This window comes from Methylobacterium sp. Leaf100 (assembly GCF_001422845.1).
In the GTDB taxonomy this organism is placed as follows: Bacteria; Pseudomonadota; Alphaproteobacteria; order Rhizobiales; family Beijerinckiaceae; genus Methylobacterium.
The window spans coordinates 24,082-49,766 of sequence record NZ_LMMW01000056.1 but is presented as its reverse complement, the minus strand read 5'-3'; the positions used below and the strand labels follow the sequence as shown (position 1 = coordinate 49,766).

The following is a 25,685-nucleotide window of genomic DNA, read 5'->3' as shown; positions in this document are numbered from 1 at the left end:
CCCGCGCGGAGTCGTGCGCATGAGCGGTGCCGCGCTGGCCGAGCGTCCGGCCGCGTCGCCCCTCGATCAAGCTCTGCACGCGCGGGTTCTCGCCCTGCGCGACGGCCTGCTGCACGGGCTCATCGGCGCCGACATCATGGTGGAGCGTCTGCTCATCGGCCTGCTCACCGGCGGACACCTCCTCATCGAGGGTGCGCCGGGCCTGGCCAAGACCCGCGCGGTCAAGCGCCTGTCGGACGGCCTCGACGGCAGCTTCGCCCGGATCCAGTGCACGCCCGACCTCATGCCGGCCGATCTCACCGGCACCACCGTGTGGCGTCAGGATGCCGGCGATTTCGAGTTCCTGCCCGGCCCCCTGTTCCACTCCCTCGTCCTCGTCGACGAGGTGAACCGCGCCCCGCCCAAGGTCCAGTCGGCCCTGCTGGAGGCCATGGCCGAGGGCCAGATCACCGTCTCGGGCCACACCCACGGCCTGCCCGACCCGTTCATGGTGGTGGCGACCCAGAACCCCATCGAGCATGCCGGCACCTTCCCCCTGCCGGAGGCCCAGCTCGACCGCTTCCTCCTCCACGTGGTGGTGGAGATGCCCGACGAGGCCGCCGAGCGCCGCATCCTCGACCTCGTCGAGGGCGAGCTGAACCACCACGCCGAGGCGATGCCGGTGAAACTCTCGGTTGCCGAGATCCGGGCCGCGCGGGAGGCGGCGCTGGCCGTCTACGTCGCGCCCGCCCTGAAGGACTACCTCGTGCGCCTGGTGGCCGGCACCCGCACGGATTCGGCCGCGCCGGATCTGCGCGCCGCCATCGAGCACCCGGCCTCGCCGCGCGGGACCCTGGCCCTCATGCTCGCCGGCAAGGCGCGCGCCTACCTGCGTGGACGCGACCACGTCGTCCCCGAGGACATCGCGGATCTGGCCGCCGACGCCCTGGCCCACCGCATCGGCCTCACTTGGCGGGCGGCGGCCGAGGGCAGGACCGCGCGCGGCATCATCCGCGACCTCGTCCAGCGGGTGCGGGCGCTCTGAGCCCCGCCATGGCCTCCCCGTCCGTCGCCGATACGACGCAGGTGCCCGGCATCCACCTCTCGGGCGAGGCCCTCATGGGGCTGCGCCACCTCGCCCGGCGCGGCACCTCGCCGGCGACGCGCACCCTGGCGGGCCTGCCCGGCGGCATCGTCACCCGGCGGCGCGGGCGCGGCTCCGAGCCCGACGACGTGCGCCTGTGGTCCGAGGGCGACGACCGCCGCCACATCGACCGCAACGCCACCGCCCGCACGGGCATCCTGCATGTCCGCACCCACCACGACGAGCGCGACCGCGCCGTGGTGCTCCTCGTGGATGTCCGCCCCTCGATGCTGTTCGGCACCCGCCGGGCCCTGCGCTCGGTGGCCGCCGCCGAAGCCCTCGTGCTCCTCGGCTGGCGGGTGGCCGGCGATGGCGGCCGGGTCGGCCTCGTGGCGGTGGGCGCGGGCGAACCCGTGGTGGTGCGCCCCGCCGGGGGCGAGCGTGCCATGACGGCCGTCACGGGAGCGCTGGCCATGGCCCATGCCCAGGCCCTGGCGGACGCCGCGACCCAGGACCCGCCCCTGTCGCGCGCCCTGACCCTGGCCCAGAGCCTGCTGCCCTCCGGTGGACACCTCGTCCTCGGCACCGCCCTCGACAATCCGGGCGCGGATTTCGAGCACCTCCTCACGGTGATGGCCGAGCGCCTGTCGATCCGTCTGGTGCTGGTCAGCGACGCCTTCGAGCGGGCCCGCCCCCCGGGCTTCTACCCCTTCGCCACCCAAGACGGCCGGCGCGGCACGGTGCAGGCGAACCGGGCGGACCGCCCGCCCGGCGACGCCGATGCCCGCCTCGTCGAGTATGCCCGCCGCGGCATCGAGGGCCTGCGCCTCGATGTCGAGGCCGGACCGGAGGCCTACGCTCCCCTCATGGAACGGCTCGATGCGGTGCTGTGAAACCCGCACCGGCGGACGGTGCCCATGAATCCCGCAAACGCCCCCGCCGACATCCCCGCCAGCCTGGACCAGCTGCGCGGGCTGCACCTGCCCGCAGAGACCGCCGGCGCGGCGCAGGGGCCGGTGGTGCTCGCCATCGCGCTGGGCTTCACGGCGGCCCTCCTCGTCGGCCTCGTCCGGTACCTGAGGGCGCGGCAGGCCAACACCGTGCGCCGGGCCGCCGCGCGCGAACTCGCCGCCGCCAACGCCCTGCCGCCGGGGCCGCGCCGGGTCGCCCAGGCGCGACTCCTGCGCCGTCTCGCCCGCACCCTGCGGGGCGACGCCGCGGCCTCGACGCAGGGGAGCGATTGGGCCGCCACCCTCGACGGCCTGTTCGCCACGGACTTCTTCACCAAGGGCGCCGGCCGGACCTTCGCCGACGGCCTTTACCGCCGCGAGGCGTCCGAGCCCGGCGCCATCGACGCCGAGCTCGTACGGCTGATGCAGCGGATCGGGGCCTGACATGCCGAACTGGCTCACCGCGCTAGCCTCGGCGTTCGACCTCGCGAGCCCCTACACCCTGCTGCTCCTGCCCCTGCCGCTGCTGGCGGCGCGCCTGATGCCGGCCGAGCGGGTCGGCTCGAGCGGGGCCCTGCGCGTGCCCGCCTCCCTCGTCGCCGCGGCGGCCCGGGGCGACAGCGTCGCCGCGCGCGGGCGGGGCCGCGCCGTGCTGGTCTGGACCCTGTGGGTGGCCCTCGTCGCCGCGCTGGCGGGTCCCCGCCTCGTCCTGCCCGCCACGGCGCTGCCGGCCTCGGGCCGTGAGATCATGCTGGTGATGGACCTGTCCGGCAGCATGGAGCGGCGCGACTTCGCCCTCGACGGCCAGACCGTGAACCGGCTGGCGGCGGTCAAGCGCGTCGGCACCGACTTCATCCGCCGCCGGGCCGGCGACCGCATCGGCCTCGTGATCTTCGCCAACGAATCCTACGTCGCTGCGAGCCCGAGCTTCGACACCGCCACCGTCGCCCGAGCACTGGACGAGGCGACCATCGGCCTCGTCGGCCGCTCCACCGGCATCGGCGATGGCCTCGGCCTCGCCCTGAAGCGCCTGACCCCACCATCCTCGGCCGAGACCGGCGAGGCTGGGCCGCCCGTGACCGCCAAGGTGGTGATCCTGATGACGGACGGGGCCAACAATGCCGGCCAGACCACGCCGCGCGACGTCGCGGGCCTCGCCAAGGAACTCGGAGTCCGGGTCCACACCATCGCGCTCGGCCCCCGCGACCTCTCCAACGCCGACGGCGAGCAGGACGTGGTCGACACCGAGACCCTACGGGAGATCGCCGAACTCACCGGCGGCCGGATGTTCCGGGTGAAGACCACCGAGGACCTCGTCGGCATGGCGGACGCCATCGACGAGATCGAGGGCGGACGCGCCAAGGCGCCGCCCGTGCCCCTGCGAAAGGACCTGTGGCCCTGGCCCGCCGCCGTGGCGTTCCTGTGCGCAGCCGGCCTTCTGGCGGCGAGGCGGGTCGCGTGAGTGTCCTCGATGCCCTGGCGATCTTGCGGCCCTGGTGGCTCGTGGCGATCCCCCTGGTGGCGATCCTGGCCCTTCGCGCGGCCTGGCGCTCGGCGCCGCTGGGTGACTGGGCCAAGGCCGTCGATCCCGGCCTGATGGCGCTGCTCGCCCGGCGCGGCGCCGTGCTCGGCGGGCGCCGACAGGCGAACCTCGCCGCCGCGCTGACCGCCGGTCTCATTGCCCTGGCCCTCACGGGACCCGCCGTGGAACGGCCCGACGCCACCACCTTCCGCAACCTCGACGCCACCGTGGTGGTGATCGATCTCTCGCGCTCCGTCGCCGAGGGGGGGCGCCTCAAGGACGTGCGCCAGATCGCCGAGGGCGTCGCCCAGGCGGCCGGCACCCGCAGCGTCGCCGTGGTGGTCTATGCCGGGGACGCCTATCTGGCGATCCCGCCCACCACGGACCGCGACGCCCTCGCCTCCACCCTGTTCGCGCTCGACGGCGACACGGTGCCCGACCGGGGCACCCACCCCGAACGCGGCCTCGCCCTGGCGCGCCGGACCCTCTCGGAGGCCGGCGTCATCGCGGGCGACGTGGTGCTGGTGACGGATGGCGACGGCATCGGCGAGGCTGCCGCCCGCGAGGCCGCGGCGATCCGGGCCAAGGGCTGGGCCTTGAGCGGCGTGTTCGTGCCCGCCGGTCCGAGCCTGCCGGCCGCGTCGCCGAAACCGGACCGCGCGGCGCTGGAGCGCCTCGTCGCCGCGGGCGGCGGACGCCTCGCCGACCTCGACGCACCGGGGCCCGTCCTCGATACCGTCGGGGCGAGTACGGCCCAGCACCTCGCCGCCGGCGGCTACACCGTCCTGGCCTTCGCCGATCTCGGCCGCTGGCTGATCCTGCTGGCGCTCCTGCCGGCGCTGGCCCTGTTCCGCCGGAGCGCCTGATGCCACTTGCGTTTCCGTTTCCCCGCCCGCGCCGCTGGACCACCTGGGCGCGCTTTGCCGGCCTCGGCCTCGCAGGAGTGGGCATTCTCGGCCTCGCCGGGGTGTCGCAGCCGCGCACGGGCCTCGGGCGCACGCTCATGGGCCTCGGCCTGCCCGGTGCCGCCGCCGCCATCCTCGACGATCCGGCGTGGCGCGGCCCGGCGCTCTACCAAGCCGGGCGCTACGACGAAGCCGCGGCCCTGTTCCGCGCGGCCGGGCGGCGCGGGTCCTACAACCTCGGCAACGCCCTGGCGAAGGCCGGCGATCTGCAGGGGGCACTCGACGCCTACGACGCGGCGCTCACCTACAACCCGCGCGATGCCGACGCCCAGGCCAACCGCTCCCTCATCGCCCGCCTCGTCGACGAAGGGGCGGGCGATCCCGGCAAGGGGGGCGGGGTCGCCAACGCGACCGCGACCACGGGCGCGCGCTACAACAAGACCTCGAACCAGGACCCCAACGACGACACCCAGGCGACCTCCAGCGGCGAGGGACTGGCCGGCAACAAGGAGGGTGGCACCACCTCCTCGACGCCGGGCAACAGCAAGGTGGCGCGGCGCGGCAAGGCCGAGCAGGTCTCGGTGGATTCCGGCAAGGGCGAGGCGCGGGGCTCGGCCAGCGACGCCGCCGGGCGCGGGCGCACGGGTGCCGGTTCGGCCATGGTCGCCGCCGCGCCCGAGCGGGAAGCGCGCCGGGTGACGAAGAGCTTCGAAGCCCACGAGATCCGGCCCGACCGCCTCTGGCTCCAGACCCTGCCGGACGATCCCGGCCGCTATCTCAAGCTGCGCCTCAAGGCCGAGCAGGCCGTGCGCGTCGAGGCCGGCACGGCCGTGCCGGGGGGGAGCAACCCATGGTGAGCTTTGGCCGTCGGCCTCGGTCGTTGAACCTGACCGGTTCTGGCGGAGGAGCCACACCCTGTCCCTCTCCTTCCAGGAGAGGGGACCCGCGCTGCGATCGGCAGCCGTCTGCGGGGATTGGCATCACATCCCTTGCGATGTTGATTTTGATCATGCTCTTCGCGAACGCCCCCGCTCGCGCCGAGATCGACCCCGGCGACCTCACCCTTACGGTGACCCCGGAGCGCAACGGCAACGCCGATCCGTTCTCCCGCGAGATGGTGCTGTTGCGCATCCGTGGGGTCTATCGCCAGCCGATCCTGCTGGAGGAGGTGATCCAGCCGTCGCTGGCGAATTTCAGCTGGACCCAACTCGGCCGCGATACGTGGTCGAAGACGCGCCTGCCCGACGGGCAGGTCGCCATCGCGTTCGACCGGGTGGTGGCGATCTTCCCGCACCATGCGGGCGACTTCACCATCGAGCCGTTCCTCCACCGGCTGACGGTCAACGACGGCGGCGTCCGGAAAGTGGTCGACGTGCCCTCGCCCCCGGTGCAGCTCTCCGTCGCGAACTGGACGAAGCCCGTCGGCGGGCCCGACGCCAAGGAGCCATGGTGGCTTCCGGCCCGCGAGGTCACCATCACGGATTCGTGGAGCCCGGACCCGGAGACGGTGAAGATCGGCGAGAGCACCCGGCGCATCGTCACTCTGGAGGCGCACGGCATGGTCGCCGAAGGCCTGCCGCCCCGGCCGGTCATGCGCACGCGCGGCATCCTCACCTTCGCCGGACCTGTGACCCGCGAGACCATCATCACCCCCACCGGGCCCATCGCCCGGGCGACCTACCAGTGGGACGTGCGCCCCGCCATCGCGGAGGTGATCCCGTTGGACGCCATCATCATCCCGTGGTTCGACACCGTGTCCCGCACCCTGCGGGAGGCCGAGATTCCGGCCCGGCAGATCGGCGGCGGCCTGCCCGACCGGGAGGAGGACGCCAAGCCGATCACGCCGGCCTCGCCCCTCGTCGTGGTCGGGGCGGCCCTGACCGCGTTCGGGCTCGGTCTGGCGCTCGTCGGGTTCGGGGCGCCCACGCGGTCGCGCCAGCGCCTCGATCGCGCGACCCGACGGGCCCTCGTCCTGGCCGCCGCCGCCGGTGACGCGACCGCCTTCCGGGCCCGCCTCGCACCCGTCCTCCAGGGCGCGCCGGATCTCGCGCGGGCCTGGCGGGCGGACCCCGCCATCGCCGCCGGCCTCGATGCCCTCGACGGCACCCTCTACGGGCGCGGTTCGGTCACCGCCCCCGACCTGACGGATCTCGCGCGTCGCCTCGGCCGGCCGGTCCGAGCCGCCGCTCCGACCGGAACCGATCGCGGACGTCTGGCCGACCTCGACGGGCGGGCCTGAGGGTCGGCATGGTTAACCACCGGTTTACGTCCCTCTGCCAACCCTGACGCGCGGGGAGTGGGTGGATGTGGCGCAGGGTGACGGCGACGGGGCGGTCTTGGCGCCCGGGGGGGCTGATCGCCCTCGGCCTTCTGGTCGGCTGGCCGGCCCGTGCGGCGGACTTCCTCGACGCCGGGCGCCCCACCGAAGGGTATGAAGCGCTCGACGGTGTCGCGCCGTTGCCGCGTTATTTCCCCCGGGCCGAAGGCGACGATTCGGTGGTGCGCCGGGCCCCCGTCCCACGCCGTCGCGTGGCCGGGTGCATCCCGCGCCGCGCACCCGTGCCCACCGACCGGCCCGGTGACCCGAGCTATGTCGGTTCCGCCTATGGCCTCGGCAAACCGAGCTATTACGGTTTCACGCCGCCGCTGGGCGTCGACGATCCCTACGGCCGCCCCCTGCTGCCCTACTGTCCCTAACGACTGGCGCGGATGCGGGCGGGCGTTTAGGTCTGCGGCCAGACCCGTGACCCGGACGGAAGCCGCAATGCCCGATTCATCCCTCCTCCGCTTCGAGGCCGTGGCGCCGTTGCGCGCGCAAGGCGCGGCGTGGCGCAAGGCCGGCGAATCCGTGGTGCTGGTGCCGACCATGGGGGCCCTGCATGCGGGCCACCTCGCCCTCGTGGCGCGGGCGCGTGAGCTGGGACGCCGCGTGGTGGCGAGCATCTTCGTCAACCCGACGCAGTTCGGCCCGACCGAGGATTTTTCGCGGTATCCGCGCGATACGGAGGCCGATCTGGCCCTCCTGGCGGAGGCCAGGGCCGATGCCGCCTACTTGCCCGATGTCGCTGCCATGTATCCGCCGGACTTTTCCACCCGCGTCGAGGTCGATAGCCTCACGCAGGGCCTGTGCGGCCAGTTCCGCCCGGGGCACTTTTCCGGGGTCGCCACCGTGGTGACGAAGCTCCTCAATCGGGTGCAGCCCGACATCGCCCTGTTCGGCGAGAAGGATTATCAGCAGCTTCAGGTGATCCGCCGCGCCGTGCGCGACCTCGACCTGCCCGTGGAGATCCAGGGCGTGGCGACCCTTCGCGAGGCGGACGGCCTCGCCCTGTCCTCGCGCAACCGCTACCTCAGCCCCGAGGAGCGCCGCGCCGCGCCGCGCCTGCACGCGGTCCTGTCGGCCATCGCCACGGGCCTCGCCGCCGGAGCCGAGGCGGAGCCGCTGGTGGCCGGGGGCCGGGCCGAACTGGAGGCGGCGGGTTTTTCGCCCGTGCAGTATTTGGAGGTCCGCGACGCCGAGACCCTGGAGCCGGCGACGCGGGCCAGCCGGCCCGTACGGGTTCTGGCGGCGGCCTATCTCGGCCGCACCCGCCTCATCGACAACGTGGCCGCACTCAGGGCTTGAGGGGGTTGGCGAGGAAGAAGTTCAGCATGGCGCGCGACGCGTCCGGCCCACGCGGATCGGTGTAGCTTCCAGCCATGGTGCCGCCCGACCAGGCGTGGCCGAGTCCCCGGACCAACCAGCTCTCGACGGAGACGTGCCCGGCCGCATCGGCGTAGCGGGTGCGGATGTAGGGAAGTCCGCCGGGGCTGACGGCCTCGGTGACTTCGGGGGTCAAACCGGCGATGCCCGCCTGGGTGAGCGCCTGCTCGCCGTTGAGCGGATTGACCGTGCCGTCACTCTCGCCGTGGACCACGATGGTCGGCATGGGCGTGACGGGGGCGATGCAATCGGCCGCCGCCACGGGCCCGAGGCGCATCACGGTCAAAGCCGCCGAGACGTCGCGGGCGCACCCCGCCGCCAACCCCGAATGGATGCCCACCGCCGCGAAGAGTTCGGGATAGGCGTGGGCCACGTTGGCCGCCGCCGCCCCGCCCGCCGAGAGGCCGGCGATGAAGACGTGGCGGGGATTGATCCGATGCTCGGCGACGACCGCGCGGGTCATGCCGGCGATGATGCCGGTCTCGCCGGCCTCGCGGTCCTGGTCGCCCGGTTGGAACCAGTTCCAGCAGCGCTGCCCGTTGGCCCGGCTCGTCTGGCCGGGATAGAGGACGTAGAATCCATGCGTCTCGGCCAGGGTGTTCATCCCGGTGCCGGCGGCGAAGTCGGCCGGCGACTGGCTGCAGCCGTGAAGCATCACCACCAGGGGGCGGGTGCCCGGATGGGCCTTGGGCACGAACAGCTTGTACTCGCGGGTCCCGTGCGGACCCGTATGGCTGCCGTCGGTGAAGCTGCTCTCGCCGGTGGTGGCGGGCTCCGGGGTGGCGGGCATCGCCTCCTCGTCCGGTCTGCGCCCGACGCGGCCCGATACGCCGAGCCCTTCCAGGACGGGCGCGACGCTGCGCTCCAGACCCTGCGTCACCGACTCGACCACCTTGCGCAGGCGGTCGGTCAGACCGGCGGTTTCTGCTGGCTGGGACACGTGGCCGTGCGGCTCGAGACCTTCGTTCATGCTGCGCTGGATCAGAGCCGATGCGTCGCCGAGGCGCCCCGTGGCGGTGAGCCGGGTCGCCTCCATCATGTCGGCCAAGCGGTCCTGCATCCGGTTCTGTTGATCGCTCATCGGAGATTCGCTTTCAGGTTCTGCGCGGCACCAGGGGACGCACGAACGGTCCGGGGCGGGGTTGGAAGGGCGGGGCTTGACGATAAGGCGAGGGTGGTCAGCGCAACCGGTCGGCCAGCGCCGCCTTGACGGCGGGACTCGCCTGCAGGCTGCCCATGACCTCGATGGACGCGATGGTCTCGCGCGCGAGTTCGGGGGAGACGTCGGCGGCGATGCTGGCGAGTCCCAGGACACGGATATCCAGGGTGGTGCCGGCAGCACGATGGGCTTCGAGATCGAGGCGGCTGTAGTGGCGCAGACCGAGTTCCACGTGTTTGCGGGCCACGGATTGACGCGTCACGTCGGCGTGGCGGACGATCTGATTGCGGACGGCCGTGCGGATGAAGTCGGAGCGGTTGGCATAAAGGCTTTCGGAAACGAGAAGGTCGATATGCCCGAGGTCGACGTAGCCGAGGTTGATCGTGATCTTCTCGCTGTCACCGACCCGCGTTGTGGGTCGTTGCCTCTGCAGAATGTCCGACACGTCCCGCTCCGCCACCATCCCGACAGCTGGTATATGGAGGATGAATGGTGCGACGCAATATGAAATATTGCGCTGCACTTCCATGTCTGGATGCCATGCGTCCCACGCAAATCTCTACCTTCCACCGACTTGGAAACCGGTGTGTTCGACATCGGAAATTTGTCGCGGATGCGACCGGGGCTCAGGCCAGGAGCTTGTCGATGGTGATCGGCAGTTCTCGGATGCGCTTGCCCGTGGCGTGGAACACCGCGTTGGCCACCGCCGCCGCCGTTCCCACGATGCCGATCTCACCGAGCCCCTTCACGCCCATGGGATTGGCCTTGTCCTCCTCGTCGACGAAGATCACGTCGATGTCGTGGATGTCGGCGTTCACGGGCACGTGATACTCGCCGAGATTGTGGTTCATGAACCGGCCCAGCGTGTGGTCGAGCATCGATTCCTCTTCCAGGGCCGAGCCGATCCCCATGACCACGCCGCCGAGGATCTGGCTGCGTGCGGTCTTGAGGTTGAGGATCTTGCCCGCCGCGATGGCGGAGACCACGCGGGTGACGCGGATCACGCCGAGATCCTCGTCGATCTTCACCTCAACGAACACCGCCGAGTGGGTGTAGGGCGAGAAGGCCTTCTGGTGCGCGGCATCCGGCCCGGCCGAGCCCGTGGCCTCCAGGGTTTCCGTGCCGGTGGCCCTCAGCACATCGGTGATGGCGATGCTGCGGGATGCGTCGCCCGCTACCCCGATGTGCCCATCCTTGAACACCGCGCGGTCGAAATCGACGTTGGCGAGCGGGGAATCGTCGAGCCCGCGCGCCAGGGCGAAGAGTTGCCCGGCGAGATCCTGGCAGGCCCGCATCACCGCCGTGCCGGAGGACGCCGCCGTCCACGAGCCACCGGCGAGCGGCGCCTCGGCGAGGTCGGTGTCGCCGAGCTTCGTCGTCACGTCCTCCATCCGCAGCCCGAGGGTGTCGGCGGCGATCTGGGTCAGGATGGTGTATGTGCCTGTGCCGATGTCGCCCGTGGCATTGCCGACCGTGAGCTTGCCGTCCTGGGTCAGCGTGGCGCTCGCGCTCGACTGCTGCATCATCGATTCCCAAATGCCCGTGGCCATGCCCCAGCCGACGAGTTCGCGCCCGTCGCGCATGGAGCGCGGCTCTGGATTGCGGGTCGACCATCCGAAGCGCTCCGCGCCTTCCGCGAAGCAGGCCCGCAGGGATTTGGAGCTGAACGGCTTGCCCTCCGTCCGGTCGCTCTCGCTGTAGTTCTTGAGGCGAAGGGCGATGGGGTCCTGCCCCGTCTCGTAGGCGAGTTCGTCCATGGCGATTTCGAGCGCCATCACGCCCGTGACGGCGCCGGGCGCGCGCATGTCGGACGGCGTGTAGGTGTCGAGCTGGGCGAGCTTGTAGGAGAGGGCGACGTTGTCGCAATCGTAGAGCACGCCCGACCAGTTGACGACGACCTCCTGGTAATCCTCGAAGTTCGAGGTGCCCGAGATGGCGTCGTGCCGGATCGACCGAAGGCCGCCCGAGGCATCCGCGCCCAGCGACACGGTCTGGAGCACGTCGGGGCGGTAGCCGAAGGTGAACATCTGGTCGCGGGTCAGCACCACCCGCACGGAGCGTTCCAGGGCGCGGGCGGCCAGCACGGCGAGGAAGAGCTGGTATTGCGGGCGCAGGCCCGAGCCGAAGCCGCCGCCGAGATACGGGTTGAGGACGCGCACATCCTCCTTCTTCATGCCGAACACCGCGGCGATGTAGCCGTGGGTGTTCACGACGCCCTGGATCTTGTCGTAGACGGTGATCTTGCCGTCGCCCTCCCACACCACCGTGGAGGCGTGGGGCTCCATCGGGTTGTGGTGCTCCACGGCCAGGCGATAATCCTGCGAGACCTTGATCGGCGCGGCGTCGAAGGCGCCCGGGGCGTCGCCCCACGGGGCCGGCGGCGGCTTGATGCCCGAGCGCTTCTTCGGCGGCTCGTAGGCGAGCTCGCGCTGGGCCTCGAGATCGGTGGTCGGGGCCTCGGCCTCGTAGGCGACCTTGACGAGGGACGCGGCGTGGCGGGCCGTGTCGAAATCCTCGGCGACGACCAGGGCGACGGGCTGACCGCTGTACTGGATCTTGTCGTCGTAGAGGGCTCGGAACGGCGAGCCGGGTGGGGCCACCATGTCCTGGTAATTGTAGTCGAGCCACGCCGTACGGGGCCGGTTCTCGTGGGTGAGGACCTTGATCACGCCCGGCACGGCTTCGGCGGCGGCGGTGTCGAGGGCGGTGATGCGGCCGCGGGCGATGCCGCTCGACACGACGTAGCCGTGGGCGAGGTCCGGCGCGGAAAACTCACCGGCGTACTTCGCTTGCCCGGTGACCTTGGCCGGACCGTCGACGCGGCTGCGCGCCGTGCCCACGTAGGTGTCCGTGCCGGAGGAATTGATGGACTTGGCCATGGAGCGGAGTTCCTTCAGGCGATGCGCTTGTCGGACTGCGACTGGGGCGTGCCGGCGGCGGCCTGGGACAGGCCGCGCACGAGGGCGCGTCGCGTGAGTTCGACCTTGAACGCGTTTTCGGATTGGGGCTGGGCCGCGGCGACCACGATGTTGGCGGCGGCCGCGAAGGTCTCGTGCGTCGCCGGCTTTCCGGCGAGGAAGGCTTCGGCTTCCCTGTCGCGCCACGGCTTGTGGGCGACGCCGCCCAGGGCGAACCGGGCGGACCGGATCGTATCGCCGTCGAGCGTCATTACGGCGGCGACCGACACGAGGGCGAAGGCATAGGAGAGGCGGTCGCGCAGCTTGAGGTAGGTATGGTGCGGGCCGAAGGTCTCGTCGGGTAGGTCGACGGAGAGCACGATCTCGCCGGGCTTCAGGGTGGTGTCGCGCTCCGGATTGTCCTCCGGCAGGCGGTGGTACTCTGCGAACGGAATCGTCCGCTCGCCCTCCGGCCCCGCGACCCGCACCACCGCGTCGAGGGCGGCCAGGCCCACGCACATGTCGGAGGGATGGGTGGCGATGCAGCTCGGGCTCGTGCCGAAGATGGCGTGGATGCGGTTGACGCCGCCGATGGCCGGGCAGCCGGAGCCGGGCAGGCGTTTGTTGCAGGGTGTCGCTTCGTCGTAGAAATAGTAGCAGCGGGTGCGCTGGTTGAGGTTGCCGCCCGTCGTGGCGGCGTTGCGCAACTGGCCCGAGGCCCCCGCCAGGATCGCGCTGGCGAGCAACGGGTAACGCTCCTTCACCTGCGCGTCGTACGCGACGGTGGAATTGGTCACGAGGGCACCGATGCTGAGGCCGCCGTCGCGCGCCGCGATGGCGTCGAGGGGTAGACGGGTGATGTCGACGAGGCGGCCCGGCTGCTCGACGTTGTATTTCATCAGATCGACGAGGTTGGTGCCGCCGGCGATGAAGCGCGCGTTGCCCCCTGCCACCGCCTTCACGGCGTCGGCGACGGTCTCGGGGCGGACGTAATCGAAGCGGTTCATTTCGCGGCTCCCGCCTGCATCACGTCTTCGATGGCGTCGACGATGTTGGTGTAGGCGCCGCAGCGACAGATGTTGCCGCTCATGGCCTCGCGGATCTCTTCGCGCGAATGCGCGTGGCCCTCCGTCATCATGCCCACCGCCGAGCAGAGCTGTCCGGGCGTGCAGTAACCGCACTGGAACGCGTCGTGCTCGACGAAGGCTGCCTGGAGCGGGTGGAGACCGGCGCTCTCGGCCAGGCCCTCGACGGTGGTGATGCTGGCCCCGTCCTTCATCACGGCGAGGGCCAGACAGGAATTGATCCGCACCCCGTCGACCAGCACCGTGCAGGCGCCGCACTGGCCGTGATCGCAGCCCTTCTTCGTGCCGGTGAGGTCAAGATCCTCGCGCAGCAGGTCGAGGAGGGTGGTCCACGGGGCGACGTCGAGGGTGCGGGCCTGCCCGTTGATCGTCAGGCTGATGGCGATGGTGTTCGCCGCGTCGGGCGCGCCGCTTTCGATGAGCATGGCATGTGTCCGTGACAGAAGCAGCGACCGCAACGGCCGCCGGATTTCGGAAATTCGGTCGAAACGGCAGGCAGGGGGAAAATCACCGTCCCTGGTCGGTCCACTCGATAACCGTTCCAGATTGCGCCTGTTCCCTTTCAGGGCCCGGCGGGAAGGTTTGCGCCCTCACGGCACCTCGGCTAACCCGGTGTCGATTCCCGACGAAGGACGTCCGATGACTGCGCTCGCTCCGGTTCTCAACGACATCGACCGCGATCTCGACAACGCCCTGGAGCGCCTGTTCGCGTTCCTGCGCATCCCGTCCGTCTCCACCGATGCCGCCTACGCACCCCATTGCCGCGCGGCGGCGCAGTGGCTGGAAGGCACGCTGACGGCGCTCGGCTTCGAGACCGGCATCCACGAGACCTCGCTGCATCCGGTGGTGCTGGCCCATGCGCCGAAGCCCGGCACACCGCACGTGCTGTTCTACGGCCATTACGACGTGCAGCCGGTCGACCCCCTGGCCCTGTGGGAGACGCCGCCCTTCGAGCCGCGCATGGCCCTGAACGCCAAGGGCGAGCAGCAGATCGTCGCGCGCGGCGCCTCCGACGACAAGGGTCAGGTCATGACCTTCATCGAGGCCTGCCGGGCGCATCTGGCCATGGAGGGCGAGCTGCCCTGCGGCGTCACCATCCTGATCGAGGGCGCGGAGGAGAACGGCTCGCAGGGCCTGCCCGAATGGGTCGCGGCGAACCGCGACAAGCTCGACGCCGACATCGTGCTCGTGTGCGACACCAGCATGTGGAACCCCACCACGCCGGCCATCACCACGTCCCTGCGCGGCCTCGCGTATTTCGAGGTGAAGGTGCGTTGCGCCGACCGCGACCTGCATTCGGGCTTCTTCGGGGGCGCGGCGCGCAACCCCATCCACGTCCTGTCGAAGATCATCGCCGATCTGCACGACGCCGACGGCAAGGTGGCGCTACCGGGCTTCTACGAGGGCGTGCGCGAGACGCCGCAGGCCATCCTCGACCAGTGGCGCGGCCTCGACTTCACGGCGGAGACGTTCCTCGGCCCCATCGGCCTATCGGAGCCAGCCGGCGAGCACGGGCGCATGCTCATCGAACTCGTCCAGTCGCGGCCCGCCTGCGACGTCAACGGCATCATCGGCGGTTATACGGGCGAGGGCACCAAGACGGTGATCGCCGGCGAGGCCAGCGCCAAGGTCTCGTTCCGCCTCGTGGACGATCAGGACCCCGAGCGGCTCGCCCGCACCTTCGAGGCCTTCGTGCGCGAACGCATCCCCGCCGACTGCTCCGTCGAGGTGATCTGCTACAAGGGCAGCCGAGCCATCAGCCTGCCCTACGACATGCCGGAACTCGACCTCGCCCGCGCGGCGCTGGCCGAGGAATGGGGCGTGCCCGCCGTGACCATCGGGGCCGGCGGCTCGATTCCTATCGTGGGCGACTTCAAACGGCTGCTGGACCGCAACACGCTCCTGATCGGCTTCGGCCTCGACGACGACCGCATCCACTCGCCCAACGAGAAGTACGACCTGAAGAGCTTCCACAAGGGCACCCGCTCCTGGGCCCGCATCCTGGCAGCCTTCGGCGCCGCCGGGCGGGCGGCCTGAGGGCGGTCGGAGAAACGCGACTTGCGTATCCGCGTCCCGTCCCGATGACGGAGCCATCCGCGCAGCGGGTCGACGGACATCTCTTCGCGGTGGGCGAAGGCGTCTTCGTCGTCCGCTATCCCCTGTCCACCGCCCTGCCGATTCCCCTGGGCCTCGGCGCAGGCGAACTCCTGACCTGGGCGTTCTGCGGCCTTGGCCGGCCCGGCACGGAGCCGATGGCGCTCCTCGTCCTCTCCGCCCACGATCCGGGTGGGAGCCTGACCGTCGCGACGCACTTCCACGACCTGATCGTCTCGGTTCCGCCGCCGCGTCCGGCGGCCGAACTCGATCCGGCCGAGCGCTCGGCCCTGTGCCCGGCCGTGCTGGGTGCCCTGACCCCCGCGACCTACGGTGCCCTCACCCCGTTGCTGGCGCTCCTCGGCCCCGCCCTGTCGGCCCTCGCCGAAAGTCAGGAGGGCTCGGCCGGCGCACCCGACCTCGCGCTAGCGGGTTCGGGCGAGGCGACCCTGACGGGCAGCCATATCCCGAGCGTCCTGATGCTGCGCTCCGGTGCCCGGTGGCGCTGCACCCGGGTGGCGCGGGCCCGCTTGCGTTTCGGTGCCGCGCCCCATGCGGTCCTCACCCTCGATCCCGTCTGGGGCGAGCCCACCACGGGCACCACCGACGCCGCCCTCCTCGTCGGATCGGACGGGATCACCGCCGTTCGGGTGCGCCCGTGAGCCGCCCGACCGTCCTCGTGATCGCGCCGATGCCGGCCTTCCCGACGAGCGCCGGCAACCGGCGCCGCCTCGTCACCACCTGCGAATCCCTGGCGCGGGGCGGGTTCGCCGTCGATCTCGCCTACTTCGCCCACGAAGACCAGATCTACCGCCGCTTCGGCCAGCACCCGCCCACCGATGCGTCGGCCATGGCCCGGCATTTCCAGCGGACCTTCCGGATCGAACCGAAGGCCGCGATCCCCCTCAAGACGCGCGCCCGGCACTTCCGCATCGACGATTGGTGCCCCGACGAACTCGTGGACTTCGTCGCCTGGTACTGCGCGGCCTACCCCGAGACCCGCGCCGTCCTGGTCAATTACGTGTTCCTGTCGCGCTGCCTCGTGGCGGTGCCGCCCGGCCGCCTCACCCTCATCGACACCCACGATCGCTTCGCCGACCGGCAGGCGCAGTACCGCCCGTTTCGGGCCGAGCCGAATTTCTTCTACACCGACGCGGCCGGGGAAGCGGCCGGGCTCGACCGGGCGGACGTGGTGCTGGCGATTCAAGCGGAGGAGGCGGCGCATTTCGCGGCGATCACGCGCGCGCACATCCACCTCCTGCCGCCGCATTTCCCGGCCCGCCGGCCGTTCCGCGCCCCCGAGCGCCTCGCCCGGATCGGCTTCATCGGCCACGGCAACGATCCGAACCTTTTCTCCATCGGGCGCTTCGCCGAAGCCTGGAGCGCGGATTGGAGACCGGGCCGGCCGATCCTCGTCATCGCCGGCGAGATCTGCGCGGGCCTCGGGGCGAGGCCACGACCGGGCATCGAGTTAGCCGGCTATGTCGATCGGATCGAGGACTTCTACGACGGCGTCGATCTCGTCGTGGCACCGATGCTCATGGGCAGCGGTCTCAAGATGAAGGTCGCCGAGGCCCTCTCTTTCGGCGTCCCCGTCATCGGCACCAGCATCGGTTTCGAGGGTTTTTCGCCCATCGCTCCGGCCCATCGCTGCGCGGGTGTGGACGAGGTCAAGGCGCAGGTGCTCACCCTCGTGGAAGACGCCCGCGGGCTGGCGGCGCTGACAGAGGCCTGCGCGAATTTATTTGCCAGCTATAATTCCGGCACGCAGGCGGCGGAGGACGCGCTTCTGACGCTCTTGCGGGCGCACATCGGAGATCTGATCCCCGAACGCGGCGATGCGGTGCCTCCCGCAGCCATCGATGGACACGATCCGGTCACCCTGGCGTTGCCCGGTGGCGCCCTGACCTGCGTGGCCGGCCTCGGCACGGCGGAGCCGGACGATGCCCGACACGGCATTCTCATCGCCACCGAACGCGCGGCCCCGCCGGGCACGGCCCCCTATTCGCCCGAGCGGCGGCGCTGGTTCGTGCAAGCAGAGCAGGGACCCTCGAGGGGAATCGCGAGCGGCCTCGCCGGAGCCGAAGTCGCCCTTGGTCCCGAATGGGTGCGGGGGCGCCGGTTGCCGCCGGCCCTCCGCGCCGCCGTAGCGGTGGAGATCGCCGGGGTGCAGCCCGATTGGGAGGCCGAGGCGCGCCTCGTCGGCGCCGGACCCCGACGGTTCGTCGTGGCTCTGGCGCTGCCGAGTCACCTCGTCGTCGGCCGCCATCCGGGCGCGGCGTTTCTGATCGAACCCGACGCGGCGCTGGAACTGACCCTGGGCGCCATCACGCCCCTCGGGCTCGCCCAGGGGCTGCCGTTCCTGAGCGCGACGCGCACGGATCTCGCGCCCGTCCCGGCGAGCCTCACCCTGGACGGAGGAGAGGCGCCGACGAACGGAGGCCTTCTGCTGATCCTGCACGACGACCTCGTCGGCCGCGTTCGGCTGCCCGCCGCCGGCTCGTCCCCCGGACTTCACCCATGACGACTTCACCCACGACCACATCGCCCATGACGCCGCTGTTCGAAGCCGTCGATGCCGCCACCGGCCGCAAGGCCGCCCTCGCCGAGGCGGCCCTTATCTGGAATTCCCTGTTCCTCAACGATGTCCGCATCGTCATCCGATCGGAAGCGACGCCGCGCGTGTCCATCGTCATCGTCGCGCGCGGCGCCCGCCACATGCTGGCCTGGACCCTCTACCGCCTCGCCGCCGGGCAGGCCCTGGCTGGCGTGCCCTTCGAGGTCATCGTCGTCGACAACGCCTCCGATGCCGAGACCCGCACCCTGTTCGCCCGGGTCGACGGCGCCGAGGTTGTGCTCAACGACGAGAATATCGGCTTCGGCCCCGCCTGCAACGCGGGCGCGGCGCTGGCGCGCGGGCCGTATCTCCTGTTCCTCAACCCCGATGTCGACCTGATGCCCGGGGCTCTCCGCGCCCTCCTCGACACCTTCACGGAGTTCGACGCCGTCGGCATCGCCGGTGCCCGCCTCGTGTTCCCGGGCGGCGTCCTCCAGGAAGCCGGAGCGAATTTTCGCGACGACGCCCAGACCACGCATCCATACGGCCGGGGCGGCGCCGATGCCTTCGCGCCCGAGGCCTCCTTCGCCCGCGAAGTCGGCTACGTTTCGGGCGCCGTGCTGATGATCGAGGCCGCCCTGTTCGGGCAGCTCGGCGGGTTCGACGATTGGTTCGCGCCGGCCTATTTCGAGGACACGGATCTGTGCGTGCGCTGCCACCAGGCCGGGCGCCGGGTGGTGTATCAGCCCCGTGCCATCGCGATCCACGTCGAGAACGTCACAAGCGCCCGGCGCGACGACGTCGAGCGCCTGCTCGACCGCAACCGCGCGCGCTTTCGCGAGCGCCATGCGGCGTGGCTGTTCGGGCAGGGACCGCAGCGCACCGGCTTCGCCGCCCGCGACCACGACCCCTGGACCCTGCGCGTCCTCTACGTCGAGGACCGGGCGCCGCACCTCGACCTCGGTGCCGGCCTGCCGCGCGCCAACCACATCCTCAACGCCATGGCGGGCCTCGGCTACGCGGTGACGTTCTGCTCCATCCACGGCGAGCGCGAGGAACCGGGCCGGCTCACCCGCGACCTCTCCACCCGCATCGAGATCGTCGAGCCCTGCGGCGAGGCCGGCCTGCGCCACCTCGTCCAGGAGCGGCCGGATTACTACGACGTGCTCTGGGTCAGCCGTCCGCCGAACATCGAACGGACTTGCCGCGTGCTGCACGATCTCGGGCTCACCCCGCGGGATGTCGGGCGCTCCCGAATCGTGTTCGATTCGGAGGCCGTGTTCGCCCTGCGCGGCTTCGTCACCGAGGCGCTCTCCGGCGCTCCCGCCCACGGCCCCGCCCTGGCGCGGGCCTGCGCGCGCGAGATCCGCCACTTCGCCGTGGCCGACCACGTGGTCTGCGTCTCGGAGGCCGAGGCGCGGGTGCTACGGGCGAGCGGCGTTCCCAACGCCACGGTGCTGGGCCATGCGCTGACCTTCCGGGACGACCCGCCCGATTTCTCGGCGCGCGACGGCTTCGTGTTCCTCGGGTCGCTGGCCCGCGAGGGCGAGCCCAACATCGATTCCCTCGATTGGTTCTTTTCGGACGTCTGGCCCCTTCTTCGCGCGCGAATGCCGGATGCGCACGTCACCCTCGTCGGCGCCGTGGCGCCGTCCATCCGTGAACGGCTTTCGGGCGAGGGGGTGCGGATCCTCGGCCGCGTCGACGCGGTCGGCCCGATCCTCGATGCCGCCCGCGTGTCGCTGGCCCCGACGCGCTTTGCCGCCGGCATCCCGCACAAGGTCCACGAGACCGTGGCGCACGGCCTGCCCGGCGTGGTCACGCCGATCCTCGCCGCGCAGATCGGCTGGCCGGACGGCACCGGCTCCCTGACGCGCGACTGGCGCGATCCGGCAGGCTTCGCCGAGTCCCTGGCGAGCCTCCACACGGACGACGCCCTCTGGACCGAGGTTCGGCGGGCCGGTCTCGATCGGATCCGGGCCGACTGCGACCCCACGCGCTACGCGCAGACCCTGCGCCGTCTCTGCGAGGCACCGACCTTCGCATGAGCGCGAAACCCAACCCCCGCCAGCGTGCCGTCGCGCGCATCACGGAACTCGTTCGTCGGCTCATCATCGGCCGTGTGCCGCGCCTGTTCGACGAGGCTTTCTACCGGACGCGCTACCCCGACGTGGCCCGTTCCGGGATCGACCCGTATTGGCACTACGTCCGGCGCGGCGCCGGCCTCGGCTACGATCCGAACGCGGATTTCGACACGGCGTATTATCGCCGCCAGAGCGGGCCGACCCGCCTCGACCCCGTGCGGCATTACCTGCGCACGGGCGCCGCCGCCGGCCTCGATCCGAGCCCGGCCTTCAGCACCCTGATGTATCTCGCCCGCTATCCCGATGTCGGGCGGGCGGGCATCAACCCCCTCCTGCATTTCCGTCAGGACGGGCGCCCCGAAGGCCGCATCGCCGCGCCGTCCTCCACCGGGCCCGACCAGTGGGTGGCGCTGGCCGGCGTGCGGGCCGCTCACCGGTGGGATTACCCCAGTGCGGAGACCCCGCGCTTTACCCTCGCTTTCCGGCGCGACATCCCCGTCGAGGCCTGCCCCGACGACGCGCCCCGGCTCTGCCTCGTCCTGACCCTCGACGAATCCGAGATGGCCGCCCTCGTGGCGACCGTCGAGGGCTTCGCACAGGGGATCGCGGACGCCGTCGCCCTCGACATCGACACGACCGCGCGACCGCACCCGCCGCGCCCGACGGCGATCCTCGCCCTGGAGCAGTGCTTCCACGGGACCGGCGCGGATGGGGAACGGCGCCTGCGCTACGCCGAGGCCCGGCTGTGGGACCTCGTACCCGAGCGGCCGCGCGTCCGCGCCATCGGCCGGGGCGGCGGCCTCTCCGTCGGCGTGCCCGCCGGCTGACGCGGCGCGCTTGCGTGCGTTCGGGCGCGCTGACACAGTCGGCGCAATGGGTTGACGGGCGCCAAGCCCGCGCCCGACGGCACGGGAGCGAGGCGTGAGCCAGGACACGCAGGTGCGCACGCATCTGTGCGGGATTCGAACGGCCTGGACGGATGCGTCCGAGGCGGGCCGCGCCGTATCCGAGATCGCCGCCGCCCTCGGCCCCGCCGAGCTGTCGCAGATCGTGGTGTTCTTCTCGTCCGATGTCTGCGTCGAGACCCTCAATCACGCTCTGACGAAGCACTTCCCCGGTATGCCGGTCGCCGGCTGCACCATGTCGGGCGGGATCAGCCCGGCCGGGGGCCTCGCCCGAGGCCTCGTGCTTATCGCGTTTCCCATGGCCGGCTTTCGCATCGTCTCCGCGGTGCTCGACGCCATCGATCACCTCGACGTCGCCCGCACCGCCGCCGCCGTCCGCGCCCTGCGGCGCACCCTCGGCGGCGAGGCCGGCGAGCCGCCCCAGGGCGGGCGCTTCGCCCTCTCCCTCATCGACGGGCTCGCCAATGCCGAGGAGACCGTGGTCTCGGCCATCGCCTGGGCCCTCGACGGCATTCCCCTGGTCGGCGGCTCGGCCGGCGACGGCCTCGATTTCCGGGAGGCGACGCTCCTGCACGGCGGTGCGATCCACCGGCGGGCGGCGGTGCTGCTCCTCGTGGAGACCGATTACCCGACGCAGATCTTCAAGAGCGACAACTTCGAACCGACGACGACGAAGTTCGTGGTGACGGCCTCCGACGACGAGCGCCGCATCGTCTACGAGCTCAACGCCGAGCCGGCGGCGCGGGAATACGCCATGGCGGTGGGGCTCGACCCCGAAGGGCTCTCGCCGATGAGCTTTGCCGCCTATCCGTTGGCCGTTCGAATCGGCGGCGAGTATTTCTGCCGCTCGATCCGGCGCCTCGATCCGGAGAACGGGTCACTCAGCTTCTTCTGCGCCATCGACGAGGGGGTGGTGCTCACCCTCGCCCGGCCGCGCGACATCGTCGCCGCCACCCGGGCCGAACTCGAACGCCTGGAGACGCAACTCGGCGGCATCGACCTCGTGATCGGGTTCGACTGCATCCTGCGCCGCCTCGACGCCGAGCACGCGCAAGGGCGCCACGGCATCTGCGACCTCTATCGGCGCTACGACGTCGTCGGCTTCGAGACCTACGGCGAGCAGTACCGGGCCATGCACCTCAACCAGACCTTCACGGGGATCGCCATCGGGCGCCGGCCGCTGCCGTGAGCGGTCCCCCGGACCCGGAGAGCGCGCAGCGCATCGCCAAGCTCGAGCGCATCAACGCGGCGCTGATGGCCCATGTCGAGCGCAGCATGGACCAGCAGGGCAGCGCCTATTCGCTGTTCCAGACGGCGATCATGCTGGAGGGCCGGGTCCGGTCGCGGACGGAGGAACTGACCGGGCTGATGCACAGCCTGGAGCGGTCCAACACGGCCCTGGTCGCGGCGAAGGAGGAGGCCGAGACGGCCAACCGCTCGAAGACCCGCTTCCTCGCCGCCGCCAGCCACGACCTGCTCCAGCCCCTCAACGCCGCCCGCCTCTCGGCCTCGGCCCTCGCCGACATGTCCCTCGGCCCGGACGCCCGGGCGATCTCGGGCCAGATCGAGCGCGGGCTGCAGACCATCGAGGACCTGATCAAGACCCTCCTGGACATCTCGAAGCTCGATGCCGGGGTGGTGCACCCCGTGATCCGGCCCGTGCGCCTCGCCGATCTCCTCGACGGCATCGCGGCGAGCTTCCGGCACACCGCCGAGGGCAAGGGCCTGCGCCTGCACGTGCGCGGGGCGGACCGCATGGTGGTGAGCGACCCGGTGATGCTCGGGCGCATCGTCCGGAATCTCGTCTCCAACGCCCTGCGCTACACCACCTCCGGCGGCGTCCTCCTCGCCGTGCGGTCGCGCGGGTCCGTGTGCCGGATCGAGGTCATCGACACCGGCTGCGGGATCGTTCCGGCCGAGCGCGCGCTGGTGTTCGAGGAATTCTATCGCGGACAGGCCGAGACACGGGATTGCGAGCCCGGCCTCGGTCTCGGGCTCTCCATCGTGCAGCGCATGGCGGCGGCCCTCGGCCATCCCCTCGCCCTCGCCTCCCGCCCCGGCCACGGCACCCGCGTCAGCCTGACCATGCCCGTGAGCGCCGCCGCGCCGGCCCCCGAGGCGCGCGTCGGCCCCGTGGCCACGCGCCTGACCGGCGCCCGGATCCTCGTCGTGGAGAACGATCCGGCCACGGCCGACGCCCTCGCCCGCCTCCTGCGCAACTGGGACGCCGAGGTGTTCGTCTTCCGCGATCTCGCCGGGGTCGCGGCGGCGGACCTCCGGCCGGACCTGCTCATCCTCGACTACCACCTCGACAACGGCGCCTGCGGCCTCGCCGTCGCCGAGCACTTTCGCGACACGGCCGGGCGCGTCCCGCCCGTCATCGTCACCACCGCCGACCACGGCGCCGCCATCGCGGCCGAGGTGGAGGCCCTGGGGGCCGAACTCGTCCACAAGCCGACCCGGCCGGCGCAGCTGCGCGCCCTTCTCACCGCCCTGCTGGCGGAAGCGGCGTTTTCCTCGCCTCCAACCGCCTGCTAGACGGTCGCGTATGACCACCGATCGCACCCCACCGCTCGTCCGCTTCGCACCTTCGCCCACGGGCTACCTGCACCTCGGCAATGCCCGGCCGGCGCTGCTCAACGCCCTGTTCGCGCGGACCCATGGCGGGCGCTTCCTCCTGCGCCTCGACGACACCGACCGGGAGCGCTCGACGCAGGAATTCGCCGAGGCCGTCGAGACGGATCTCGCCTGGCTCGGCATCGTGCCCGACTTGCGCGCCCGCCAGTCCGACCGGTCGGCGATCCACGATGCGGCGGCCGAACGTCTCAAGGACGCGGGGCGGCTCTACCCCTGCTACGAGACCCAGGACGAGCTGGAGCGCCGGCGTCGGCGCCAGCTCGGGCGCGGCCAGCCGCCGATCTACGACCGGGCGGCGCTCGGCCTGACGGAGGCCGAGCGCGCCGCCCTCGAGGCCGAGGGGCGCACGCCGCATTGGCGGTTCAAGCTCGAACCCCGCACGGTGGGCTGGATCGACCTCGTGCGCGGCGAGGCCCATGTCGATTGCGCCTCCCTGTCCGATCCCGTGCTGATCCGGGCCGACGGCACCTACCTCTACACCCTGCCCTCCGTGGTGGACGACGCCGACCTCGGTGTGACCCACGTGATCCGGGGCGAGGACCACGTCACCAACACCGGCGTTCAGGTGCAGCTCTTCGAGGCCCTGGGGCATCCGGTCCCGGTCTTCGGCCACCACAATCTGCTGACCACGGCGGACGGGGAGGGGCTGTCGAAGCGCCTCGGTCACCTGTCCCTGCGGGGGTTGCGCGAGGCCGGCTACGAGCCGGCGGCCGTGCGGTCGCTCGCGGTCCTCACCGGGTCGGCCGAGGCCGTGCGGGCGGTGGCGTCGATGGACGAGCTGGCGAGCCTCGTCGACCTCGCCCACATCTCGCGGGCACCCGCCAAGTTCGATCCGCACGAGCTCGACGGCCTCAACGCCCGGCTCATCCACGCCATGCCGGTGGGCGAGGTCCGCGCCCGCCTCCTAGCCCTCGGCGTGCCGGAAGACGTGCTGGAGCCGTTCTGGCTCGGCGTGCGGGCCAACCTCGCCAAGGTCGCCGAGGCCGGGGATTGGTGGCGTGTCGTGACCGGACCCGTCACGCCCGTGATCGCCGACCCGGCCTTCATCGCAACGGCCGTCGATGTCCTGCCGGACGAGCCCTGGGACGGGGAGACGTGGAAGGCCTGGACCGGCGCCGTGAAGGCACGCACGGGCGCCAAGGGCAAGGCGCTGTTCATGCCCTTACGCCTCGCCCTGACCGGCCTGGAGCACGGCCCGGACCTGGCGGGGCTCCTGCCCCTCATCGGCCGCGCGCGGGTGCTGGAGCGGCTGGCGGGCGCGCGAACCCTCTAACCGCGTGGACGGAAGCGCATCCCGGGCGGCCCTCCCGTTGCCGTGGGCGTGTGCGACGCCCGCGATATCACCCCGGCCCTCGATCCCAACGCGCCTCGCGCCGGTGGAACCGTCATGCCCCCTCGCCCCAAGGTCGTCGCCTTCGACATCATCGGCACGGTGTTCAGCATGAGCCGATGCGGCCCGCGCTGGTCGCGTTGGGCCTGCCGCCCCTCGCCTTGGACTTCCTCTACACCGCCGGACTGCGGGACACCTTCGCGTTGGCGGCGACCGGCACCTTCGCGCCCTTCCAGTCCGCGCTGTCGGGGTGCCTCGACGAGTTGATCGCCATGCAGGGCCTGGAGACCGCCCCGGAGCGCAGGCAGGCCGTCCTCGACATGATGAAGAGCCTTCCCCCGCACCAAGACGCCGGGGCCGCATTCCGGGTTCTCGCCGAAGCCGGCATTCGGATCTTCGCGTTGAGCAATGGCGCGGCCGGCACCACGCAGGGCCTGCTCGCCGCGGCGGGCCTGGAGGATCTCGTCGAGCGGGTTCTTTCCGTCGAGGACGTGAAGCTCGCAAAGCCACGCGCCGAGGTCTACCTCCACGCCGCACGGGCGGCCGGGGTCGCTCCGGGCGACATGGCCCTCATCGCGACCCATCCGTGGGATCTCCACGGCGCCATGGCCGCCGGCCTCACGGCGGGCTACGTCGCGCGCGGCCGTCCGTACTCGCCCGCCCTGCGGGCGCCGGACATCACCGGGGAGACCTTGCTGGACGTCGCCACGGCGGTGGTGCGGAGCCCGTCGTTCGAACCGGCGCCGGATGCTCGTCCCCGACCGTGAACCTCCCGCGAGGCGGCACACTCGCCG

At 71.7% G+C, this 25,685-nt stretch carries 23 protein-coding genes; 18 read left to right on the top strand and 5 right to left on the bottom strand.

What is annotated here, in order from left to right; genetic code table 11:
- Window positions 1-19: 19 nt before the first annotated feature.
- The 9 genes from ASF25_RS17735 (at window position 20) to panC (ending at window position 8,065) form a co-directional block, all read left to right on the top strand.
- The gene (locus ASF25_RS17735) at window positions 20-1,024 is read left to right on the top strand and encodes an AAA family ATPase (RefSeq protein WP_056306248.1); all 1,005 of its coding nucleotides are present in this window, start codon (window positions 20-22) and stop codon (window positions 1,022-1,024) included.
- Window positions 1,025-1,032: 8 nt separating this feature from the next.
- Window positions 1,033-1,956, top strand: coding sequence for a DUF58 domain-containing protein (locus ASF25_RS17730; RefSeq protein ID WP_056172707.1), 924 nt, complete (start codon window positions 1,033-1,035; stop codon window positions 1,954-1,956).
- Between the two features lie 24 nt (window positions 1,957-1,980).
- On the top strand, window positions 1,981-2,457 hold the full coding sequence (locus ASF25_RS17725; protein ID WP_056172710.1) for a DUF4381 family protein: 477 nt from the start codon (window positions 1,981-1,983) through the stop codon (window positions 2,455-2,457).
- A 1-nt stretch (window position 2,458) separates the two neighbouring features.
- Complete coding sequence (locus tag ASF25_RS17720) at window positions 2,459-3,475, top strand: VWA domain-containing protein (RefSeq protein ID WP_056306246.1); 1,017 nt, start codon at window positions 2,459-2,461, stop codon at window positions 3,473-3,475.
- Window positions 3,472-4,401, top strand: a complete 930-nt coding sequence (locus ASF25_RS17715) for a vWA domain-containing protein (RefSeq protein ID WP_056306384.1) — start codon at window positions 3,472-3,474, stop codon at window positions 4,399-4,401. Before ASF25_RS17720 ends, ASF25_RS17715 begins: the two co-directional genes overlap by 4 nt.
- The gene (locus ASF25_RS17710) at window positions 4,401-5,297 is read left to right on the top strand and encodes a tetratricopeptide repeat protein (RefSeq protein ID WP_056172714.1); all 897 of its coding nucleotides are present in this window, start codon (window positions 4,401-4,403) and stop codon (window positions 5,295-5,297) included. The genes ASF25_RS17715 and ASF25_RS17710 overlap by 1 nt, the downstream gene beginning before the upstream one ends.
- 152 nt (window positions 5,298-5,449) lie before the next feature.
- Window positions 5,450-6,679 (top strand): hypothetical protein, encoded by a 1,230-nt coding sequence (locus ASF25_RS17705; RefSeq protein ID WP_244473083.1) that lies wholly within the window; start codon window positions 5,450-5,452, stop codon window positions 6,677-6,679.
- A 65-nt stretch (window positions 6,680-6,744) separates the two neighbouring features.
- A complete protein-coding gene (locus ASF25_RS17700) occupies window positions 6,745-7,137 on the top strand; it encodes a hypothetical protein (RefSeq protein WP_056306242.1) in 393 nt (130 codons plus the stop codon).
- Window positions 7,138-7,204: 67 nt separating this feature from the next.
- Window positions 7,205-8,065 (top strand): pantoate--beta-alanine ligase, encoded by an 861-nt coding sequence (gene panC / locus ASF25_RS17695; RefSeq protein WP_056306240.1) that lies wholly within the window; start codon window positions 7,205-7,207, stop codon window positions 8,063-8,065.
- On the opposite strand, the gene ASF25_RS17690 is transcribed toward panC, so the two are convergent.
- The 5 genes from ASF25_RS17690 to ASF25_RS17670 form a co-directional block, all read right to left on the bottom strand.
- Complete coding sequence (locus tag ASF25_RS17690) at window positions 8,055-9,224, bottom strand: PHB depolymerase family esterase (protein ID WP_056306238.1); 1,170 nt, start codon at window positions 9,222-9,224, stop codon at window positions 8,055-8,057. The genes panC and ASF25_RS17690 overlap by 11 nt on opposite strands.
- Window positions 9,225-9,321: 97 nt before the next feature.
- Window positions 9,322-9,765, bottom strand: a complete 444-nt coding sequence (locus ASF25_RS17685; protein ID WP_156369065.1) for a CopG family transcriptional regulator — start codon at window positions 9,763-9,765, stop codon at window positions 9,322-9,324.
- A gap of 163 nt (window positions 9,766-9,928) precedes the next feature.
- Window positions 9,929-12,181 carry a xanthine dehydrogenase family protein molybdopterin-binding subunit gene (locus ASF25_RS17680; RefSeq protein WP_056306236.1) on the bottom strand — a complete coding sequence of 751 codons (2,253 nt, stop codon included), beginning with the start codon at window positions 12,179-12,181 and terminating at the stop codon, window positions 9,929-9,931.
- A 14-nt stretch (window positions 12,182-12,195) separates the two neighbouring features.
- Window positions 12,196-13,206, bottom strand: a complete 1,011-nt coding sequence (locus ASF25_RS17675; protein ID WP_056306233.1) for a xanthine dehydrogenase family protein subunit M — start codon at window positions 13,204-13,206, stop codon at window positions 12,196-12,198.
- Window positions 13,203-13,709, bottom strand: coding sequence for a (2Fe-2S)-binding protein (locus tag ASF25_RS17670; RefSeq protein ID WP_056306231.1), 507 nt, complete (start codon window positions 13,707-13,709; stop codon window positions 13,203-13,205). Before ASF25_RS17670 ends, ASF25_RS17675 begins: the two co-directional genes overlap by 4 nt.
- A gap of 214 nt (window positions 13,710-13,923) precedes the next feature.
- Here ASF25_RS17670 and ASF25_RS17665 point away from each other — a divergent pair, with 214 nt between their 5' ends.
- From ASF25_RS17665 to ASF25_RS17625, 9 genes are all read left to right on the top strand, one after another.
- Window positions 13,924-15,321 carry a M20/M25/M40 family metallo-hydrolase gene (locus tag ASF25_RS17665; RefSeq protein WP_056172743.1) on the top strand — a complete coding sequence of 466 codons (1,398 nt, stop codon included), beginning with the start codon at window positions 13,924-13,926 and terminating at the stop codon, window positions 15,319-15,321.
- A 44-nt stretch (window positions 15,322-15,365) separates the two neighbouring features.
- Window positions 15,366-16,040, top strand: a complete 675-nt coding sequence (locus ASF25_RS17660; protein WP_056306228.1) for a hypothetical protein — start codon at window positions 15,366-15,368, stop codon at window positions 16,038-16,040.
- Complete coding sequence (locus ASF25_RS17655; protein ID WP_348271339.1) at window positions 16,037-17,902, top strand: glycosyltransferase; 1,866 nt, start codon at window positions 16,037-16,039, stop codon at window positions 17,900-17,902. Before ASF25_RS17660 ends, ASF25_RS17655 begins: the two co-directional genes overlap by 4 nt.
- The gene (locus tag ASF25_RS17650; RefSeq protein ID WP_244473082.1) at window positions 17,899-19,983 is read left to right on the top strand and encodes a glycosyltransferase; all 2,085 of its coding nucleotides are present in this window, start codon (window positions 17,899-17,901) and stop codon (window positions 19,981-19,983) included. The genes ASF25_RS17655 and ASF25_RS17650 overlap by 4 nt, the downstream gene beginning before the upstream one ends.
- Complete coding sequence (locus ASF25_RS17645; protein ID WP_056266858.1) at window positions 19,980-20,846, top strand: hypothetical protein; 867 nt, start codon at window positions 19,980-19,982, stop codon at window positions 20,844-20,846. Before ASF25_RS17650 ends, ASF25_RS17645 begins: the two co-directional genes overlap by 4 nt.
- A 94-nt stretch (window positions 20,847-20,940) precedes the next feature.
- The gene (locus ASF25_RS17640) at window positions 20,941-22,113 is read left to right on the top strand and encodes an FIST N-terminal domain-containing protein (RefSeq protein WP_056306224.1); all 1,173 of its coding nucleotides are present in this window, start codon (window positions 20,941-20,943) and stop codon (window positions 22,111-22,113) included.
- 65 nt (window positions 22,114-22,178) lie between these two features.
- On the top strand, window positions 22,179-23,462 hold the full coding sequence (locus ASF25_RS17635; protein ID WP_082502916.1) for a hybrid sensor histidine kinase/response regulator: 1,284 nt from the start codon (window positions 22,179-22,181) through the stop codon (window positions 23,460-23,462).
- Between the two features lie 10 nt (window positions 23,463-23,472).
- Window positions 23,473-24,834, top strand: coding sequence for a glutamate--tRNA ligase (gene gltX, locus ASF25_RS17630; protein WP_056306220.1), 1,362 nt, complete (start codon window positions 23,473-23,475; stop codon window positions 24,832-24,834).
- Between the two features lie 176 nt (window positions 24,835-25,010).
- The gene (locus ASF25_RS17625; protein WP_244473081.1) at window positions 25,011-25,658 is read left to right on the top strand and encodes an HAD family hydrolase; all 648 of its coding nucleotides are present in this window, start codon (window positions 25,011-25,013) and stop codon (window positions 25,656-25,658) included.
- Window positions 25,659-25,685 lie beyond the last annotated feature (27 nt).